This window comes from Enterococcus sp. AZ170, assembly GCF_050545135.1.
GTDB lineage: Bacteria > Bacillota > Bacilli > Lactobacillales > Enterococcaceae > Enterococcus_L > Enterococcus_L ureilyticus.
In genome coordinates this window covers 1,051,218-1,068,340 of sequence record NZ_CP172947.1, presented here as the reverse complement: position 1 = coordinate 1,068,340, position 17,123 = coordinate 1,051,218, and the positions used below count along the sequence as shown (strand labels likewise).

Genomic DNA, 17,123 nt, shown 5'->3' with positions numbered 1-17,123 from the left:
CGTTATCCACCCTTTCTTTCACTGAAAAATACAGGCTGATTTGTTTCAGACGCTTTGTAGATTGCTTCAAGGATCTCTGTCACAACTAAAGCTTGTTCAGGTTTAACAACAGGTTCTTTATCCTTAATGATCGCATCGATCCAAGACTGTACTTCTAACACTTCCGGCTTGTCGCCAGCACCATCATAAAAATCAACGCCACCAGGTTCTAATTCAATTTTTTTCTCAAAAAGTGTACTGTGATCTTCTCCATTGATGGTTAATCCATCATTCATATCAGCCCCGCCTTTAGTTCCGTGAAGAGTAGTTTTAGCTTCTTTTACATCTAAACTATTCAATGCCCAGCTAGCTTCTAAAAAGATTGTTGCACCATTTTCCATCATAATAAAACCGAATGCCGAATCTTCAACAGTGAATTTTTCAGGGTCCCAAGCCCCCCACGCATTGGCTGCGTTTTCGGTCTCTGCAAGTTTATGATAGGCTTTTCCTACTACATATTTTGGTTTATAATTGTCCATCAGCCATAGCGTCAAATCCAGTGCATGCGTACCAATATCAATCAACGGGCCGCCACCTTGGGCTTCTTCATCAAGAAAAACACCCCAAGTGGGAACAGCACGACGGCGAATGGCATGGGCTTTAGCAAAGTAAATTTCGCCTAGTTCGCCTTCATCACAGATTTCATGTAAATAGGTCGAATCTTTTCGGAAACGATTTTGATAGCCAATCGTTAATTTTTTTCCTGTTTTTTCTGCCGCTTCGATCATGCTACGTGCTTCGGCTGATGTTTTAGCCATTGGCTTTTCACACATTACATGACAATCGGCTTCCATCGCTGCAATCGATAGTTCCGCATGCGTGCTGTTTGGCGTACAAACATGAACAACATCCAACTCCATTTCTTCAAGCATCTTCTGATAATTAGTAAATGTCTTCGCTGTTAATGTTCCATAGTGTATTTTTGCTTCTTCTGCTCGTTCACTGATCAGATCACAAAAAGCAACCAATTCTACTTCCTTAACCTGTGCAAGCGCTGGCAAATGTTTACCATTAGCAATCCCACCACAACCGATAATTCCTACTTTCAACAATGTCATCAAAAAACCTCCAATAATATACATCTATTATTCAGTGGACAATAAAACGGTTCCACTTCTACACTATTACTATACAAAAAAATGAAAGAGCTTTCTTCCTAGATTATGGTTGAAAAATTCCTGGATATTGCTGTGAATCACTGCGACTGGCTCCGCCAGAGCAGATGATGAACAGTACTTGGCGAACAACGTGAGCGAAGTTTCCTTACTTATCAATCACTGCGACTGGCTCCGCCAGAGCAGATGATGAACAGTACTTGGCGAACGACGTGAGCGAAGTTTCCTTACTTATCAATCACTGCGACTGGCTCCGCCAGAGCAGATGATGAACAGTACTTGGCGAACAACGTGAGCGAAGTTTCCTTACTTATCAATCACTGCGACTGGCTCCGCCAGAGCAGATGATGAACAGTACTTGGCGAACAACGTGAGCGAAGTTTCCTTACTTATCAATCACTGCGACTGACTCCGCCAGAGCAGATGATGAACAGTACTTGGCGAACGACGTGAGCGAAGTCTCCTTACTTATCAATCACTGTGACTGGCTCCGCCAGAGCAGATGATGAACAGTACTTGGCAAACAACGTGAGCGAAGTCTCCTTACTTATCAATCACCAAACACCTTACAACATACTGATGTTGAACAGGACAAGCCGTCTAAAATGAGTGTTATCTACCTACTTGCAAAACACCAACAATTAACCACAGCATGAAAACAAAACAACCTAAATAAAACGAAAAAAGCTCTTCCTTTTATACTAAAAGGAAGAACTTCATTCTCTCATTTGTTCTGAAAAAAACTTAGCCAGCACTACCAGAAGCCATCACTCGATGTCTTTGCTCCCGCTTATATTGCTGAATGATTTTCAATGCCCGTTTTCTGGTTTTTCGGTTTGTACACTTCAATCGTCTACGTGCACTTGAAAGGTCTTGTTTCTCCATCAAATCACCTCTTTGCATCTATTGGTCGGTCTCATTACCAGCTTGCTTTGTGTACGCCTGGAATTTGTCCTTGGTGTGCTAACGTTCTAAAATTGATCCGTGACATGCCAAATTTACGCATATAGGCTCTTGGTCGTCCATCAATCAAATCGCGATTTTTCAAGCGATTTGGATTAGAATCTTTTGGTAATTTTGCAAGAGCCACGTAGTCATTATTTGCTTTTAACTCATTACGTTGTTCAGCGTATTTTTCGATCAATGCTTGTTGATGTTTCGCTTTGGCAATTTTTGATTTTTTAGCCACTTTTCTTTCATCCTTTCTAAATCGTAATGATTACTTTTTAAGAGGGTTAAGAGTAACATCAAACAAAAGAAAATGCAAGTTTTTTATTATAAAAAAAGCCCAGGATTTAGGCTCTTCTTTTCATTCAATTTATAGTTAACTTGTTTTCTTTTATTCTATAATCATCTTTTGATATTTCAACGGTGAAACGCCTACTTGCTCTTTAAACACATGATGGAACGTCTTCACACTAGCAAATCCTGACTTTTCAGCTACTTCGATCATCGGTACTTTTTCATTTGCCAAAATAAACTTCGCTTGATTGATGCGGTATTCCGTCAAAAAACGCATGAAGGTCATTCCAGTATTCGCCTTAAAAAATCGGGTGAAATAATAAGAGCTAAAGCCGCTATATTTTGCTACCTCTTCCAATGTTAGCGATTCTTCATAATGATTCTCAACATAGCTAAAGATCCGATCTAACAGTTCTAAGTTCTCTTTGTATTTGATTGTGGAAGCTTTTGCACCTTTTTTAACTTCTAGTTGTGTTTGAGGTAGTCTTCTATAAAAAGTTGTGATCAATTGAAATAGTAAACTAAAGAGCGCATACTTTTTCCCCTGATTATTTTTTTCGTATTCTTCAAATAACTGTTGCAATAGCTGTTTAATATCTGACACTAAGGACTTCGACCATTTTGAACTGTGTTTTTCTCCTGTTTCAAATAATTCAATCAACGAGCCGTCCCCTACTGATTTTAACTGCTTCTCATTAAATAAGCTTAAATCAAACTGATAAACGATTCGTTCACTGTTTGGTGACGCTAAAAAATAATGAGGTTCGCCACTGGCAAAAAAATAGATTTCTCCTTCAGATAAGTGGACAATTTCATCGCCTACACCGATATTGACAGTTCCATGGATTGAGTATATCAATTCAATTTCTTTATGCCAATGCGGGTAAACGATTGTCATACCGTCATTGATAAACGCTCTAAAAAGAAGCTTTTCTTCGAATTCGGGTCTTTCTAAATATACGCTCATTTTCTGCCTCCAACTCTGTCTCTTCCTCTTTACTTTATCAAAGTTTTGATTATTTACAACCGCTTTTATGCAAAAAAATGACCGAGATATAACTCTAGGAGTTACAACTCAGTCACCTGTCAGCTGGCCGAACGTTTGTGTCTCAGCCTCATTAAAAGTTTCCTATTTCATTTGTGCTAGTTTAGACTTTATCTCTTCAACTGAATAAGTTTTAAGCAGCCTTTTCACTTCTCCTTCTACATTGAAGACCCCAGCTTTGGTAAATCCTAAATTTTTAAGTGCAACCGTTAAATAATCAATAAACTCATCGTCTTTCAAACCAGTTCACTTCTTTCTATTTTTATAATTTCCATCGATGAACATTTTTCTTAAAACAAACATAGCCCAGCGTTAGCAAAATGACTGTCCCTAAGCTCAAAACAATGACACCATTCAAACTATTGAGTTGTTCATTATGCATCGTTCTAGGCAGACACCAATTTGCATAATATTCTTGGTTTTCAATTGAAAATAATTCAAAGGGATGAAAATCGTAACCGACAAATAGTTTACTCACATTCAAGTAGGTAAATGGATTCACATGTGCGTACTTCCTTACAAGCGCATTGTTTAAAGTACTTATTGTGTGCCCTTCAAACAAAATCAATAAGGTCACAATGATACTAAAACTCGTTTTTTTCACTAAAATACTGACCAAAAAGTGAAGCGCCAAAACAAATGCCAAGACAAAAGCAAATACAAACAACAACTGTCCAATATATTGACTAATCGGGATGAATTTCATCGACGTTTTTGTAAAAACAATCACTGGGTAAAAAAATGAGCTTTTACCCGAAAATAGACTCGCTATTATAAACCCAAAAAGTGATAGCCCTCCAATCATGAGCATCGACTGAACCCAAGCTAGGCTATATTTCATAAAAAATAAACGACTTCTCTTAATCGGTTGAGAAAAATAAAAATATAAACTCCGTTCTTCGATTTCTTTCGTTAGACTATCCCCAAACAAGAATAACAACAAAATGATCCCAAAGCCACTTACTAAGTAAGTCAATAAAATCGCCGTAAAAACAGTATTCTTTGTTCCATAACGCATCGATTGTGGAGGGATTTTCTGTTTTGCTAGCTCATTATTTAACATCGTCCGATAAAATGGATATGTTGGCAATGTCAACTCTCCAACTAATGATTTTCCCTGATCAGCGGCTGTGCGAAACCCTTCTTCCTGTGCTTCTATGTCTTGGTTTGTCTGTTTTAAGAAATGATCGATTTCATCACTATACTGACTTTGACCCATAACTGCTTTTTTACTACTTGCTAAAGAATTGATCAAACTATTTTCTTTTTGTCCCAGATAGCCATTCAATAGAAAGAGCATCACCGCCATAAGAAGACCAAGCACTAGAAATAAATACGTCTTACGTGTATGACCTATTTTCTTTAGCTCAAATAATAGTAGATTCATCGCTTCTTCTCCTTCCAATTCAGTCGCCAAACTAGAGCTAAAATTAGATTCCAGCTGATTAAAATAGCCAGTTGCGTAAGAAAAGAGCTTGAAACGTTACCACTGCCTCCAGCTATTTTAGGTGACAGATCCATATAGAAAAAAGGAAGATACGCATTGATTGCCTGAATCTTGGGCAGCAGTTTTTCTATAAGTATTGGAACAAACATAATGACTAGAAATATGCCTAATACCTCTAGAGCATTTTTTAGCCATTTAGACAACAATAATAAAAAGCTAAGTGTAAATGAAATAAAGAGTAATTGTAAACTGATGGTTTTAAGTAAAAAGAGCCATAATGGAATCAGTTTGACTGTTGTTCCCTGATAAATGGAGACAGGATAAATCAATGAGCCTGTTCCATGGAAAATACTTGCTACGACGAAGCCTAACACTAATAAAGTGATCAGACCACCAATAAAAATACTGAGCGCAACGATATATTTACGTTTAAAAAATCGTTTTTGACTTACTGGTTGAACGGCCATAAATAAATAGTTTTTCCGTTCATATTCACTAGTCAGAAAATCAAAAAACAATAAACCAATCATGATGACGATCAGAAAATTCATCCAATGATTTAGTAAATAGTAAACAAAATAAAAACCTTGTTGTCCTATTTCTAACTCTACTACAGGGATTTTCCGCTCAAGGAGCCATTGATTACGAGCAAGTTGCTCTGCAATGTTTGTTTCACTACGCCAGGGCTCCCCGCCTAAATCTAGGTATTTTTGCTGTAATTTGAGGCGGTTCGTTTGGATCGTCGTTTTTTTAGTCCACTTTTTTTCTAACTGAGCGGTATGTTCATCTTCTAATAGATAAACAATATCGATCAAGATTTTTTGTAGTGCTCGTTCTTTGCTAGAAGGTAGCTCCCCATGTTCATCTAGGAGCAATAATAATTTATAGTTCTCTGACGGACCAGAATATCCTTGAGGAGGGTCGATCTCATCATTGATTGCTTTGAGATGCTCAAAAACAGCCTGATCTGCTTCTTGATTCTTATCATAAAGATTTGCTAAAGAAACAAAAACTGAGAGCAGTGCTAAACTCACCAATAAGATATTTTTAGGATTCTTACTCCATTTTTTCCATTCAAATATCATATTGAGCCTCGCTATTTTTTTCGTATAAATTGAAGTAAATTGTTTCAAGTTGACCGTGGGTTACCTGGCAATCAAATAATTCTATTTCCTGCTCTTTACAAAAGGATCGAAAAACAGAAAATTGTTGTTTGGAGAATGTTCCTACAAACTTATAGTCAGAAAGTTTGGTGCAAGTAACATCGATTCTTGATAAAAAGGACAGTGCTTTTTCAACTTCCTTTAAAACAATCGTATATTCTATCGCATCAATCATTACCTCTTCTTTTTCGATCAATTTCCCTTCGTATAAGAAGACTACGTTGTCTGTTACTTTTTCAATTTCGTCAAGGTTATGCGAAGAAATAATCATCGATACCCCCTTACTCGCTAATGAACGAATAATCGTTCGTACTTTTATGATACTATCTGGGTCTAGTCCATTTAACGGCTCGTCCATCAACAATAATGCAGGTTGATTGATCAAAGCGATTGCTAATAGTAGATGCTGCTTCATTCCTAATGAATAATGCTTTACTTTCTTTTTCATGTATGTGCCAATGTCCAAATCTAAAATCAACTGTTGTAGTTCTTCTTTTGATTTTCCCTGCTCTTTTCGAACAAATTCTAAATGATCCCATCCAGTCAAATGACCATATAAAATCGATGAATCTTGTAAATAAGACATTTTATAAAATAACTGATAGTCCGTATGTGGTTGGTCGAATACTCGAATCGTTCCTTCATCTATTTGATCGATATTTGCAATACTATTTAATAACGTTGTTTTTCCAGTACCATTCGGTGCTACTAAGGCCAAAACTTTGGGCTCATCCAACGAAAAATCAAGTTCATCTAAAACTTGCTGTTCACCAAAGTATTTCGTTACTCCTTTAATTTCTAAAATTTTCCCCATTTTTCATTTTTCTCCTAATTTTTCTTAATTGCTTTCTCTCTGCAATCGTACACTTACTATTCTATCATTAAGCAGTAGATAGAGCCTTGCATTTTCGATGAACAATATGTGAATAAAATAAGAAGGTCAGATTTGTTCAATTTAAATAAGCACCCAAAATATCCGCCATAACTGCGACTATTTGGATGCGTGACAAATTAGACTTTAAATAACAGATCACTCGCTTATTTTAATACCATGATTGCTTCTGGTGAAAGGCTGAATCGTTTAATTCTGGCCGCTTCGATCTGCTTGTTGCCTTTCCACCAAAGATTGGTTTCTTGGCAGTTGAACCAAGCATTTTGCTCAAATGGTGTTTGCTGGCTGCTGATATACTCTACATCTAACTGATTAATTGCCGTATCATCTAACACTAAATCATGTGCTCGGATTCCAATATAACGACAATCTTTCGGGACCTCAGTTGCAACTGACAACGGTATTTTCCACCCATCAACCTGAACGGAATGGGCATCTAGTGGCTTAACAGAAAAAATATTTTTGCACCCAGTCAAGCGTGCAGCTTCAACAGTTTGCGGCTGCTTAAATAAATCACTTGTGTTGCCTTTTATTAAGTCTGATTCAGTTAAGATCGCTAAAGTCGGACACAATCGATACAGTTCATCCAAGCTATGACTCACAATCAGCACATTGCCTTTGAAATCAGCTAAATGATCGTGTAATTCCAGTTGCAGTTCTTCTTTTAAAGCTGTATCTAGAGCCGAAAATGGTTCATCCAACAGTAACAATTCCGGCTCAAAAGCTAACATCCGCGCACAAGCCACGCGCTGTTTTTGTCCACCAGATAGTTGCCTAGGATAGCTGTTTCTTACATTTTCTAAATGAAACATGTGCAATAACTTTAAGATCAATCCTTGATCACTTGTCACACAACTTAAATTTTTATACACCGTTAGATGAGGAAACAAGGCATATTGCTGAAACAACAAGCCGACTTTACGCTTTTGCGGTGGCAAATTGATTCCTTTTTCCTGATCAAACAACACACGCTCCCCCAATTGAATCCGTCCTGAATCTGGTGTTTCGATTCCAGCAATACATTTAAGCAGCATACTCTTCCCACAACCTGATGCACCTAAAATGCCTAATGTTGTAGCTTCTATTTCAAAGGCGACTTGTAACGGATGATCCCGCAACTTTTTTTGAATGTCGACGAAAAGTTTCATAGTTGTCTCCTCCGGGCATTTCTACTGAAAAGCTCTGTCAAAAATAACATGAGCAAACAGATAACCACAATAACTGTCACGTAATTTTGAGCTAAGGACCAATCACCAGCCGCCACTGCCGAATAAATCGCTAATGGCAGCGTTCGGGTTTTGCCAGCGATATTTCCTGCTAACATGGTCGTTGCACCAAATTCTCCTAATCCTCTAGCAAAAGCCAATACCCCACCAGCCAAAAGTCCATTGAGCGCTAGAGGCAGCGCAATTTTAAAGAAGATTTTTTTCTCTGAGAATCCTAACGTTTGAGCTGCAGCGAACAAATCTGGTTCAATTTGCTCAAAAGCAGCGATTGCTGAACGATACATCAATGGAAACGACACCGCGACTGCTGCAATCACCGTAGCAGTCCAAGAAAAGACCACTTTGACAGCAAAAAAATCTAATAAGAATTTGCCAATCGGCTGTTGCACCCCAAAAATATCCAGTAAGAAGAAACCAAAAACCGTTGGTGGCAACACCAGCGGCAAGGTAAATAGACTGTTGAACAGAATTTTAAGCCCATGATTTTTTAATCGAAAAACAAAATAAGCAATCAGCGTCCCACTAAAGAAAGTCAAGACTATCGACAGCATCGCTGTCTGAAACGAAATAATGATCGGACTCAACTCCATTACACTCACCTACTTATTCATAATAAATCCAGTATCTTCAAAATATTTTGCAACTTCTTTGCTTTCTAAGAATGTCAAAAATTCCTCAGCTACAGCTTTTTCTTGCGACTTTTCAACTAGAGCAACTGGATAGATAATGGGTTCATTCAACGTATCTTCTGGTAAAACTGCCACAACTTTTACTTTATCGCTCGAAGCGGCATCTGTCGCATAAACTAAACCAGCTTGCGCACTTCCTTCCGCCACCCAATTTAGTACTTCGGTTACATTGGTGCCAAAACTAGCATGATTCTTGACATAATCCCAATAGCCTAAGGCTTTTAGCCCTTTTTCAGCATATTGACCTGCTGGGACACTGGCTGGATCACCAACTGCAATCATTTCCGCTTTTTTCAAGTCACTAAAGTCCCGCCAATCAACCTCAGAGGCACTTGGAACGATCATCACTAATTGATTTTGCAGTAAGGGTACCACGCTCTTTTTATCGATCAACTTTTGCGAAACCAGAGCATCCATTTGTTTTGTAGCAGCCGAAAAGAAAATATCCGCTTCCAAACCTTTTTCAATTTGTGCTTGTAATTTTCCTGAACTGTCATAATTGCCTTCGACCGTTGTCTCAGGATGTTCTTTTTCAAAAGCTGGAATGATTTGTTTTTCCATCACTGACTCTAAACTTGCTGCCGCTGCAATCAATAAATGTTGTTCCTCCCTTTGACTGCTTGAACTGGATGAAGTTGCTGTCTTTTTATCATTAGCTGTACAAGCGGTTAGAAATAGAAAGGCTACTAGCAACAGCCGAATGACTTTTACCTTGTGATGTTGTTTCATTCTTATTCCTTCTTCCACTTTATTTTTATAAATAGCCGCCATACCCTAAAGCATTGATTTCACTTTTTGTTATGTTGTCTTGCGCAATAATTCTTGGTAACAATAAATCGAATACTGTCCGCTCAGAAAACATGACTCCACCTGGCAGTCCTACAATCGTTTTTCCGTTCAAATAAGCTAACAATAACATCGAACCTGGTAAAACAGGCGTCCCATGAGAAATAATTTTTGCACCAGTTTGCTTGATGGCTAAAGGCGTACGGTCATCTGGATCAACACTCATTCCACCTGTACAAAAAACAAGATCTGCACCTGCCAGCAGCATTTCTTCGATGGCTGCTGTAATCATGTTTGGATCATCATTGACGATTTTATGAAAGTCAATGGTACATGGCGGATACTGCGCTAGTTTTCCTTTCACAACTGGGGTAAAGGAATCGGCAATCAATCCGTTGAAAACTTCACTCCCTGTCGTAACAATTCCTGCCACTACAGACTTAAAGGGAATCAGCGATAAAAGGGCTGCTCCGCCAAGTAACTCTTCTGCTTGAAGTAAGGTTTCTGGTTCGATTTCCAAAGGAATGATCCGTGTACCAGCCAACTTTTGCCCAGCTTTGATCCTTTGGTTACTTTTCAATGTTGCAACGGCAATTTTTCCAATTGAATTCAGCTTAAATAATAAGTCTTGGTTGACTTTTAACAATCCATCTACTTCCGCTACAACCTCGATCTTTCCTTCTGAAATAGACGTCGGCCGCATAAAGTCTCCAGCGATTAAATGATATAAAAAGTCGGCAGCCTCATTTTCATGGATCAAATCGGACTCTTCTGATTTTAAAAATAAGTGCTCTTTACCTAGTGAAAGTAACACAGGGATATCTTCTGCTTTCACTTGATGTCCTCTTGAAAAGAGGGCTCCTTTAAAGCTTCCTTTGACGATTTTGGTAATATCCTGACATAAAATCAGTCCTTGTGCATCCACTGTTTTTACCACTTTCATTCTGCTTTCCTCCGCTCAATGCGCTGTTTTTCGATCGGTCAAAATATCTAAGGCATGAAGTAAAATCGGTCGTAAATAGGTTAAGTTTTCTGTCACGCCTTTAGGACTTCCCGGTAAATTGATGATCAGAGTCTTTCCACGTTGAACTGCAACACCTCGGCTTAACATGGCGAATGGCGTTTTTTGAATACTTAACATGCGCATTCCTTCACTAATACCTGGAATCTCTTTTTCTGCAATCCGTAATGTCGCTTCCGGTGTGATATCACGAACGCCTAAACCTGTGCCGCCTGTTGTTAGTATCAAGTCACAGGTTGAACACCATTCGATTAGAAGTGGGCTTAATTGATCTGCTTCATCTGGTAGTATCACTTGTTTGATTACGTCAAATTGCTCTTGTATCAGGTGCCTTATGATAGGGCCTGATTCATCTGTACGAAGTCCCTGAAAACCTGTATCGCTTAAGGTAATGATGCCAGCTTTATACAACTTCAAGTTTGTCTCCTTTTTTGATGTGTCCTGCTGTTACTACAACCGCAAAAATTCCTTCTCTTGGCATAATACAGTCACCAACTCGAGCATAAATCTGACAATGTTTATGACATTCTTTCCCAATTTGAGTCACGACTAATTCTGCTTGACCAATACGAATTTGACTGCCGACAGGCAGTCTCCGTAAATCGATTCCTGAAACAATAATATTTTCACCAAACGCACCATTGCCAACACGAGCGCCTTTTTCATTAAATTCTGTAATCTTTTCAAACGACAACAGACTGACTTGTCGATGCCAATTGCCGCCATGGGCATCATTTTCTAAACCAAACCCCTTCACTAAATCAACGGCTGCTATCTCCTTTTTTTGTGTTCCTCGTCGTTCACTGATGTTGATTCCAATAATTTCACCTACTGCCATAATGTTTACCCTCCAATTTGAGACATTAACCGAGAATCACCCTGATCCTCTAAAAAATGATGTTTCTCAGGTTTTTGCTGAATTGCTGTAAAGACTTGTTCTAGTAATAATTCTTTATTTTTTGTCTGCAATGCTACTTTTACATTACACCCGTCATCCATGTGTAGGCACGTTTTTAGGCATCCATCAGCAGTGAAGCGAATACGGTCGCATTCCGCACAAAAACAGTGTCCCAGCGCACTAATAAAACCAATTTTTCCTTTAAAATGTGGGAGAGAAAAGTAACTTGCTGGTCCATTCCCTAAGCGCTGTTCAAATGGAGTCAGTACACCATAATTGTCTTGTAACACTGAAATAAGTTCTTCTTGTGTTTTCCCAGGACAACCTTTCCCTAAACCAATTGGCATCAGCTCAATAAAACGAACGTGAATGGGGCTTTCTTTTGCAAATTTGGCAATCGTACAGATTTCTTTTGCCGTTAGTTCGCCTCTTGCTACAGTGTTGACCTTGATATTAGGCAACTCCACTGCAACCGCTTTACGTAATCCATTCAATACTCTTTCTAACTCCCCAACTCTCGTGATTTTACGAAATTCATCTGGATCAAGTGTATCAATACTTATGTTGATTCCATCTAGTCCCGCTGTTTTTAACGCACTGGCATATTTATCTAATTGAATCCCGTTCGTTGTTAGAGTGACCTTTTCGATTCCTTGAATGGCTTTGATTGCTTTGATCAAAGGGATGGTATCTTTCCTGGTTAAAGGTTCACCACCTGTTATTTTCACTTTTTTTATCCCTTGTTGCGCTAAGTTTTCAACTAAAAATAAGATCTCTTCCAGGCTCAATACTTCTTCTTTTTTCAAAAAACACATCCCTGTTGCCGGCATGCAGTATGTACAGCGAAGATCACAACGATCCGTTACTGATAGTCGAATATAATCAATTTCACGATTAAATGAATCTTTCATTTGAAGTCGCGTCCTTCCTACTCTTTCATTCGTCGCTTACTTGGTTTGTTGAGATGAAGTCACCACTTTTCCCACCAGATTTTTCTAACAGACAAACATTCGTGATTCTCATTTCACGATCCATTGCTTTACACATATCATAGATCGTCAATAGCGCAACATTCACACCAGTTAACGCTTCCATCTCTACCCCAGTTGGTCCAATTGTTTTGGTTAGACACTGAGCTGTCAAAAGCTGATCTGAGTTCCAGCTGAAGTCGATTTCACACTTGGTCAATGCTAGTACATGGCACAGAGGAATCAACTCGAACGTTTTTTTCGCTGCCATGATCCCAGCTATTCTTGCCACTTGCAGGACTTCGCCTTTTTTAATTGTTTGATTTTTGATACCGATGCCGACTGCTTTTTTCATATAGATCTCACCATATGCGAGCGCTGTTCTTTCACTTGCTTTCTTATCAGAAACATCAACCATCCGAGCCTTTCCTTGTTCATCGATATGGGTAAATTGTAGCTCTCTCTCCATTCAAACACCTCTCTTAAAACGCTTTCATCTTCTTGTTCTATCTGAAACTAATTCTCTTTGTTTTAAGTTTAGCACTACAACTAAAAAAAAACAATCTGATACAAATAATTTTTTTTAGCATATTTAACAAACAAAGATCAAGATAGAAAAGTACGCTTCATTTTCTACCTCAATCTTCTGTTAATGATTAGAATTCCCAGTAATACACGGTGACATGATCCCCTTTATTCAATACCCGTTTAGCAGGCTGATCAATGAAGCAGTTTGTTTCTAATGTATTATGAAATACGGAAGAGTAGTGTAGTTTTGTCTTCAAAGAAACACTACCCTCTTCTTCATAAGCACGAACAAAACGCCGAATCTTCGATAATTTTAATTCTTCCGTTAATTGAGCGCTCCTTCTTTTTAAATTTAATTCTGGACAATTCATAAAGTGCGCCAGCGCTGACCAATAAAATAAATGGAGATTGACCACCGCAGCAAATGGATTTCCAGATAAGTGTAACATTACTGTTTGCTGGTACAGACTGGCCATCATCGGCGTGCCTGGCTTCATTTTCACAAAATGAAACAGCGACTTGCCTTTTAGCTGTTGGATCACTTGAGGCACATAGTCTTTTTCTCCTACAGAAACTCCTCCTGTGGTGATCAGTATATCGACTTCTTGTATTTTTTCTCTAATAACACTTGAAATACTGTCAATCTCATCTGCACAATGTTCCATGAAAATAATTTTGCTGCCACTGGCTTGAATGAAGGAAGCCAGAGTATAGAGATTGCTGTCATAAATTTTTCCTGAAGTTAAAGGTGTTTTTAAAGAAATCAATTCACTACCAGTAGCAAGTATTCCAACTGTCATCGGGGCTAAAACAGTGACCTCTTCAATTCCTTGTGCAGCCAAAATACCAATTGCCCGACTATTCAGTAATTGGTATTTTGATAGCACTTTTTGATCAGCAGAAACATCCTCCCCGATGCATCCATAGTTACTTCCTACTTTGACTTCTTGATAAATCAGCACAGTACTCTCGCCATAATCTGTGCGTTCTTGCTTGATCACAGCATCATATGGCTTTGGGATAGGCGCGCCTGTCATGATCTTAACAGCTGTTCCTTGTGCTTGCTCTAGATTGTCAAGCGCATCCCCAGCAAAAATCGAGCCGACTACCTTTAAACAAATTGGTCGATCACGACTTGCACCTTGTGTTTCTTTTGCAACCACTGCATAGCCATCCATTCCCGCTCTAGGAAAATGAGGAACGGCTACTTTTGCTAAAATATCTTCGCCACACACTCGTCCACAGGCTTCTATAAGCGGGACTGTTTCTACTTTCTTTTGCTGCGCTAAAACCTGTTTGATTTTATGTTGCGCTTCTTCGACTTCAATCATTACAAGCGCTCCTTTTTACTTGATTGGTGCAATAGACACCGCACAAACCTTGTACTCTGGAATAATCGCGATATCATCAAAGGCAGCATTCGTCAGCTCATTTACATTGGCATCTGGAAAATGAAACGTCATGAACACTTCTTGTGGAAAGACTCGATTCCCAACAGCTGCATACGTTTCGATCGTCCCACGTCTAGAACGAACTCTGACTTTGTCCCCTTCTTCGATCCCCAAAAATTTGGCATCTACTGCATTGATTTCAATATACGATCGATCCGAAATTTGATTGATTCCTTCGGTCCGTCCAGTCATAGCGCGAGTATTGTAATGATACAACATTCGACCCGTCGACATTAGATACGGATAGCGTTCATCTGGTAGTTCTCTAGCTTTTTTGTATGGAATTGCCATAAATAATCCTTTGCCCCGAGTGAATTCACCTACATGCATGATCGGTGTACCAGCATCTTCCAACGTGCGACAAGGCCATTGCAGCCCTTCTTTTTCCAACCGCTCATAAGTAATCCCACCAAATGTTGGTGTGACAGAAGCAATTTCTTCCATAATTTCTTGGGCAGAATCATAATGGCACGGATAACCTAGACGAGTCATCACGTCACAAAAAATAGCGAAATCTTCTCTTGCTTGCCCTTTTGGTTCCACTGCTTTTCGGACACGCTGCACCCGTCTTTCAGTGTTAGTAAAGGTACCATCTTTTTCTGCATAACTGATTCCTGGCAACACAACATCTGCATAAGCGGCAGTCTCCGTCATGAATAACTCTTGTACCACAAAGAACTCTAGATTTTCCAGCGCTTTGCGTACATGATTCGTATCTGGGTCTGTGACGATCGGATCTTCTCCAAATATATACAAGCCTTTGATTTTCCCTTCAGTTGCCGCTGGTAATACCTGGGTTGAAGTCAAACCCGTTTTTCTATTTAATGATACATCCCAAGCCTTTTCAAATTTTTCCATCACTTCTGGGTTCGCAACTTTTTGATAACCTGGAAAATCATACGGCATACAGCCCATGTCACACGCACCTTGTACATTATTTTGGCCACGTAATGGATTGACACCACAACCAGGTTTGCCGATTTTTCCAACTAACATAGCCAGATTGGACATACTCATCACGCCCTCTGTCCCTGTAGAATGCTCGGTCACTCCTAAACAATAAATAATTGGTGCTTTTTCTGCCGTTGCATATAGTTTAGCGGCTTTGATCAAATCTTCTGCTTCAATATGACAGATTTCTGCCACTTTTTCTGGAGTATACTCTGCAACCAAGCGCTCTAATGCTTCAAACCCTTCTGTTTTTTCTTCAATAAAAGTTTGGTCAGCTAAGCCTTCTTTTAAGATCACGTGCATCATCCCATTTGCGAAAGCTACATTTGTTCCCGCTTGAATCTGTAGATGAAGTTCACTATTTTTCACTAAGTCGATTTTCCGTGGATCAACGACAATCACTTTTGTTCCATGTTGTATCGCTTGTCGAATTTGAGAGCCGATCACAGGATGGGCTTCCTCTGGATTTGAACCTACTAGTAAAATCACATCAACATCTGTCGTGATATCTGCAATTGGATTAGTCATTGCACCTGATCCTAGTGTATGTGCTAAACCATGTACAGAAGCTGAATGACAAACGCGGGCACAGTTATCTACGTTATTTGTTCCAAAAGCCGCTCTCATCATTTTTTGAAACACATAATTATCTTCATTTATCGAACGAGAACAAGAAAATCCCGCTAAGGAATCTGCCCCGTGGTCGGCTTTTAATTGACTGAATTTGTCTGCAACTAAGCTCAACGCTTCTTCCCAAGTCGCAGGTTCGAAAACACCATTACGCTTGATCAATGGTTCTGTGAGTCGATCGCCTGAACCAACAAATTTATAAGAGGCGAATTTCCCTTTTACACAAAGAAGGTTTTTATTTGCTGCTCCATTGATTGGCTCTACTCCAACTAATCGATTGCCCTTCACCACTAAGTTCATTTGGCAACCAGTGCCGCAATGTGGACAGGTTGTCGGTATTTTTTTCGTTTCCCACGCACGATACTTTTTGTGGTCTTTACTGACTAAAGCACCCGTTGGACAAGCAGAAACACAGTTTCCACACGATTCACATAATGACTGATCGAATGCAGCGCCATAACTAGGGGTCATTTTTGTATCAAAACCACGCTTAGCAATACTGATGACATCTCGTCCTTGTCTTAATTGACAAACTTTCGAGCAACGACGACACATAATACATTTTTCTGGATCATAGTCAAAGAATGGATTGCTTGTATCTTCTTGATGACACGACATACGTTTGCCGTTTGTAAAGCTAGTCTCATCAATTCCATAATCAAGACAATAGTCTTGTAGTTTGCACTCTCCATTTTTACCACATGAAAAACAATCTAACTTATGATTGCTTAATAGAAGATCCAATACAAACCGACGAGAGTCATTCACTCTAGGCGATGCTGTATGAACCACCATTCCATCTTGACAATGCGCTGTACAAGCAGTCGTCAAACCACCTTTGCGTCCGCCTTGTATTTCGACTGTACACATTCGGCATGAGCCATCAGGAGCTAATTCTTTTAAATGACAAAGCGTTGGTATTTCAATGCCTAGCTTTTCGGCAGCTGCTAAAACCGTGGTCCCTTTTGGAACTGTTACTTGATAATCATCAATCGACAATGTGACAGTCGCTGTTTTTAGTGTTGTTTCCAT

General features: G+C 39.1%; 18 protein-coding genes. All 18 read right to left on the bottom strand.

The window, feature by feature from the left end; genetic code table 11:
- Positions 1–2: 2 nt before the first annotated feature.
- A complete protein-coding gene (locus IGJ55_RS05215) occupies positions 3–1,097 on the bottom strand; it encodes a Gfo/Idh/MocA family protein (protein ID WP_430607604.1) in 1,095 nt (364 codons plus the stop codon).
- Positions 1,098–1,898: 801 nt separating this feature from the next.
- Positions 1,899–2,039: a putative metal homeostasis protein gene (locus tag IGJ55_RS05210; protein WP_207121035.1), complete on the bottom strand. Its 141-nt coding sequence runs from the start codon at positions 2,037–2,039 to the stop codon at positions 1,899–1,901.
- A gap of 34 nt (positions 2,040–2,073) precedes the next feature.
- Positions 2,074–2,343 (bottom strand): 30S ribosomal protein S14, encoded by a 270-nt coding sequence (gene rpsN / locus IGJ55_RS05205; protein ID WP_207121034.1) that lies wholly within the window; start codon positions 2,341–2,343, stop codon positions 2,074–2,076.
- Positions 2,344–2,493: 150 nt separating this feature from the next.
- Positions 2,494–3,363 carry an AraC family transcriptional regulator gene (locus IGJ55_RS05200; RefSeq protein ID WP_069639549.1) on the bottom strand — a complete coding sequence of 290 codons (870 nt, stop codon included), beginning with the start codon at positions 3,361–3,363 and terminating at the stop codon, positions 2,494–2,496.
- Positions 3,364–3,525: 162 nt separating this feature from the next.
- Positions 3,526–3,681, bottom strand: coding sequence for a hypothetical protein (locus IGJ55_RS05195; protein ID WP_167351667.1), 156 nt, complete (start codon positions 3,679–3,681; stop codon positions 3,526–3,528).
- A 22-nt stretch (positions 3,682–3,703) separates the two neighbouring features.
- Entirely contained in the window at positions 3,704–4,828 is a 1,125-nt protein-coding gene (locus tag IGJ55_RS05190) for an ABC transporter permease (RefSeq protein WP_430607601.1), read from the bottom strand.
- A complete protein-coding gene (locus IGJ55_RS05185) occupies positions 4,825–5,973 on the bottom strand; it encodes an ABC transporter permease (RefSeq protein WP_430607599.1) in 1,149 nt (382 codons plus the stop codon). The genes IGJ55_RS05190 and IGJ55_RS05185 overlap by 4 nt, the downstream gene beginning before the upstream one ends.
- A complete protein-coding gene (locus IGJ55_RS05180; RefSeq protein WP_429950587.1) occupies positions 5,963–6,865 on the bottom strand; it encodes an ABC transporter ATP-binding protein in 903 nt (300 codons plus the stop codon). The genes IGJ55_RS05185 and IGJ55_RS05180 overlap by 11 nt, the downstream gene beginning before the upstream one ends.
- Positions 6,866–7,089: 224 nt before the next feature.
- Positions 7,090–8,091, bottom strand: coding sequence for a sulfate/molybdate ABC transporter ATP-binding protein (locus IGJ55_RS05175; protein WP_430607596.1), 1,002 nt, complete (start codon positions 8,089–8,091; stop codon positions 7,090–7,092).
- Positions 8,088–8,759: a molybdate ABC transporter permease subunit gene (gene modB, locus IGJ55_RS05170; RefSeq protein ID WP_069639554.1), complete on the bottom strand. Its 672-nt coding sequence runs from the start codon at positions 8,757–8,759 to the stop codon at positions 8,088–8,090. The genes IGJ55_RS05175 and modB overlap by 4 nt, the downstream gene beginning before the upstream one ends.
- A 9-nt stretch (positions 8,760–8,768) precedes the next feature.
- A complete protein-coding gene (modA, locus tag IGJ55_RS05165; protein ID WP_207121028.1) occupies positions 8,769–9,587 on the bottom strand; it encodes a molybdate ABC transporter substrate-binding protein in 819 nt (272 codons plus the stop codon).
- 25 nt (positions 9,588–9,612) lie between these two features.
- Positions 9,613–10,587, bottom strand: coding sequence for a molybdopterin-binding protein (locus IGJ55_RS05160; protein ID WP_069639556.1), 975 nt, complete (start codon positions 10,585–10,587; stop codon positions 9,613–9,615).
- A 15-nt stretch (positions 10,588–10,602) separates the two neighbouring features.
- Positions 10,603–11,076, bottom strand: a complete 474-nt coding sequence (locus IGJ55_RS05155) for a MogA/MoaB family molybdenum cofactor biosynthesis protein (protein ID WP_069639557.1) — start codon at positions 11,074–11,076, stop codon at positions 10,603–10,605.
- Entirely contained in the window at positions 11,069–11,503 is a 435-nt protein-coding gene (locus IGJ55_RS05150; RefSeq protein ID WP_430607593.1) for an MOSC domain-containing protein, read from the bottom strand. The genes IGJ55_RS05155 and IGJ55_RS05150 overlap by 8 nt, the downstream gene beginning before the upstream one ends.
- Before the next feature lie 5 nt (positions 11,504–11,508).
- Positions 11,509–12,474, bottom strand: a complete 966-nt coding sequence (moaA, locus tag IGJ55_RS05145) for a GTP 3',8-cyclase MoaA (protein ID WP_430607591.1) — start codon at positions 12,472–12,474, stop codon at positions 11,509–11,511.
- Between the two features lie 25 nt (positions 12,475–12,499).
- Positions 12,500–13,000, bottom strand: a complete 501-nt coding sequence (gene moaC, locus IGJ55_RS05140) for a cyclic pyranopterin monophosphate synthase MoaC (RefSeq protein ID WP_069639560.1) — start codon at positions 12,998–13,000, stop codon at positions 12,500–12,502.
- Between the two features lie 187 nt (positions 13,001–13,187).
- The gene (locus IGJ55_RS05135) at positions 13,188–14,390 is read right to left on the bottom strand and encodes a molybdopterin molybdotransferase MoeA (RefSeq protein WP_207121024.1); all 1,203 of its coding nucleotides are present in this window, start codon (positions 14,388–14,390) and stop codon (positions 13,188–13,190) included.
- A 15-nt stretch (positions 14,391–14,405) separates the two neighbouring features.
- Entirely contained in the window at positions 14,406–17,123 is a 2,718-nt protein-coding gene (gene fdhF, locus IGJ55_RS05130) for a formate dehydrogenase subunit alpha (RefSeq protein ID WP_430607589.1), read from the bottom strand.